Origin of the sequence: Tritonibacter horizontis, assembly GCF_001518015.1 — a bacterium.
Taxonomy (GTDB): domain Bacteria; phylum Pseudomonadota; class Alphaproteobacteria; order Rhodobacterales; family Rhodobacteraceae; genus Epibacterium; species Epibacterium horizontis.
This window is the reverse complement of the sequence record NZ_LPUY01000118.1, coordinates 1-2,687: the sequence shown is the minus strand read 5'-3', so window position 1 is coordinate 2,687 and position 2,687 is coordinate 1. Positions and strand designations below refer to the sequence as shown.

The window sequence follows — 2,687 nt, the reverse complement described above, 5'->3', positions numbered from 1 at the left end:
GGTTCAGAGTTCGATGCTGCCGTCGCCCTCCTCAGTCTCGGGCGCCGGCGGCGCCGGAGCATCGGGTGCGGCATCGTCCTTGCGCCGGATGATGATATCGCCATTGGGCAGGATTTCCGGCATCTCGTACAGGCTCCAGTCCTCGACCTGATCCGCGATCTCCGACAGCGCCGGACCCATTTCCATCAGAAAATTGCGCATCGACGGGCCGACCTGCGCCAGGAGGCGCGCGGCCTCGTCCAGGGTCGGAGCCATTTCCCGCCGCAGCCCTTCGAAAAACAGCTCCATCCCCTGCTCCATCAGCCCCTTGTCAGGATCCGCCTCGCCGCTGTCCTGGGCAGAGGCGACCGGCGCGAGGGCGAGGCCCAGAAGCAGCGCCCAGGCCCCGACCGCCAAACAAAGCCGGTGGACGCAAGCACGGGACAGATCGAAAATTCGGGTCACAGGCAAACTCATAGGCAAACTCTCTCAGCCATATTTCACGGCCATTTCACAGGGTGGCAGTAGTGGGCGGCGGTCGTGGGCGACACTAGCGGGCCATACTTATGGCACCAGATTACAGCGCCGGATCGGATCAGGTAAAGCCCCGCCCATTCCCCGCCCAAGATCCCGCGCCGGGGCGCCGACGGGCAGCGCGTCAGGTCCGGGGGCAGGCCGTACGTGGGGACGCAGTGCGGGGGAACGGAGGCGCGCAATCAGGCGTGCTGCGGCGCGACATCATGCGTCTGCGCCTTGCCTCGGATATCGTCCCAGGCATGGTTGATGTCCATCATGCGTTTCTCCGCCAGCCGGATCGCCTCCGGCGGGACCCCGCGCGCGATCATCGCATCCGGGTGATTGTCCCGCACCAGACGGCGCCAGATCCGGCGGATCTCCTCCAGCGGCGTATCGGGATCAACCCCCAGCACGTCATGCGGGTCCCGCGGCGCCTCTTCGACAAAACGCGCCCGCAAGGACCGGAACTGCGCCGCACTCTGACCGAAAATCGCGCTGACCTCTTCGAGGAATGCGTCTTCGTCGGGGTGGTAGAACCCATCGGCGAGCGCAATGTGAAACAGCCCCTCCATCAGGTCGCACAGGGTGCCGGGGTCGTCCTGAAACATCCGCCCGATGCGGCGCGCATAATCGTCGTAGCCGGCAATATCCTGCCGCGCGAGATCAAAGACGCGGGCCGCCTGGGCCTCATCCTCGGCGGCGATCTGGAACACCTCGCGAAAGGCGGCAACCTCGTCGCGGGTCACCTGCCCGTCGGCCTTGGCCATCTTGGCCCCCAGCGCAATCACCGCGATGGTAAAGGCAACGGAGCGTTCGGGCGGTGTGCGCAGGCGGTCAAAGACCTGCGTCAGGCTTTCGCCCTTGGCCAGCGCCGACAGCGCCTCGGTGATGCGGCTCCAGAGTGTCATGGCGCCAGTCTAGCCGGGATTGCGGTGTCTGTCAGGTCAGGCTGTGCCGCGCTCACGCAGATTTTTCTGCATCAGCACAAGATCCAGCCACCTGCCCCATTTCAGGCCGACCTCGGGCAGTCGGCCCACCACCCGATAGCCGCAGGCGGTGTGAAAGGCCTCTGCCGCCGGATTGGCGCTGCTGATCGCGGCGACCAGCACATGCAGCCCCTCGTCGCGGGCAAGGTTTTCCAGCTCTGCCAGCAGCTTGCGACCCGTTCCGCATCCCTGGGCGGCCTTGGTCAGATAGATCGACAGCTCGCCGGTCTGGGCATAGCCCGGACCACTGCGAAAGCCGGAAATCGCGGCAAAGCCCAAAAACGCCTCGGCCGCGTCCGTCGCCTCCGCCTCCGCCGCCGCTGTCGCCACCAGCACCCGGCGCTCGGTCTCGATCAGTTCCCGCCAGGTGCTGAGCGGGCGGCGGTCGGTGGTGAAGGTGGCAAGCGAGGTCTCGACGATTTCCCCGTGCAGATCGGCAATCGCCGGGGCATCCGCCCCCTCGGCGCGGCGCAGGATGACAGTCATGACAGCTGGCGCAGCCCATGCGGGGTGTCGATCTCTGCCAGAATGGCGGGCGGACCCGGCTCGAACACCACCTTGGGGTCGGTCAACGGCAAAAGGTCGCGCAGCGCAGGGGCGTCGGGATGGGAAATCACCAGACGCCTCAATGTGCAGCCTTGCTGTGTCAGGCGCGGCGCCGGGTGCGGCCCCTGCCACTGCATCAGCGCCGGGAAACAGTTGTCATAGGGCAAGGCGCCGCTTGCCGGCACCGCCATCTGCCAGCGCAGGTCTCCGCGGGTCAGGGCCACCGGTGTACCGGCATCGACAGGGAGCGCCGCCAGTGTGGCCAGTGTGGCCGCAAGATCATCGCTGCGGCAGATCCAGTTCGAGATCCGCGCCGCCCCGGTGAAACGGTCCAGATCGAACCAGCGCGGGCTGCGCTCTGGGGTGGCCTCGGGGTCGATCGCAATGGCCTCCAGATAGAGCCCGTCCGCCAAGCCCAATAGCCTGTTGTGGGTGCCAAAGACCTGATGCGCGCCGCCGGGCTGCATCTCCACCCCCAGCGCGGCCTCGACATGGGCGCTGGCCGCCGCGAGGGTCGGTGCGGCCACGGCGAAATGGTCGAGTGTTATCATGGCGGTACCTCCTGCTGCTTTGGCCACCCTATCGCGCCCCGCACCGGTCGCAACCCCAAAGCGCCGCAGCCGCTCCCGCCCGCCCCGGCTGGCAGAGATCGACACCCCG

4 protein-coding genes are annotated in these 2,687 nt (G+C 67.1%); all 4 read right to left on the bottom strand.

Features of this window, described 5'->3' with window-relative positions; all coding sequences use genetic code 11:
* Nucleotides 1–3: 3 nt before the first annotated feature.
* Complete coding sequence (locus tag TRIHO_RS20145; protein WP_232367849.1) at nt 4–456, bottom strand: hypothetical protein; 453 nt, start codon at nt 454–456, stop codon at nt 4–6.
* A 239-nt stretch (nt 457–695) separates the two neighbouring features.
* Nucleotides 696–1,403, bottom strand: a complete 708-nt coding sequence (locus TRIHO_RS20140; RefSeq protein WP_068248099.1) for a molecular chaperone DjiA — start codon at nt 1,401–1,403, stop codon at nt 696–698.
* A 36-nt stretch (nt 1,404–1,439) separates the two neighbouring features.
* Nucleotides 1,440–1,967 (bottom strand): GNAT family N-acetyltransferase, encoded by a 528-nt coding sequence (locus tag TRIHO_RS20135; RefSeq protein WP_068248092.1) that lies wholly within the window; start codon nt 1,965–1,967, stop codon nt 1,440–1,442.
* A complete protein-coding gene (locus TRIHO_RS20130; RefSeq protein ID WP_068248100.1) occupies nt 1,964–2,578 on the bottom strand; it encodes a VOC family protein in 615 nt (204 codons plus the stop codon). The genes TRIHO_RS20135 and TRIHO_RS20130 overlap by 4 nt, the downstream gene beginning before the upstream one ends.
* Nucleotides 2,579–2,687 lie beyond the last annotated feature (109 nt).

What these genes read in the sequence shown, in the direction of transcription:
- TRIHO_RS20140 (WP_068248099.1), bottom strand. Translation starts at nt 1,403, where the DNA reads ATGACACTCTGGAGCCGCATCACCGAGGCGCTGTCGGCGCTGGCCAAG.
- TRIHO_RS20135 (WP_068248092.1), bottom strand. Translation starts at nt 1,967, where the DNA reads ATGACTGTCATCCTGCGCCGCGCCGAGGGGGCGGATGCCCCGGCGATT.
- TRIHO_RS20130 (WP_068248100.1), bottom strand. Translation starts at nt 2,578, where the DNA reads ATGATAACACTCGACCATTTCGCCGTGGCCGCACCGACCCTCGCGGCG.
- TRIHO_RS20145 (WP_232367849.1), bottom strand. Translation starts at nt 456, where the DNA reads ATGAGTTTGCCTGTGACCCGAATTTTCGATCTGTCCCGTGCTTGCGTC.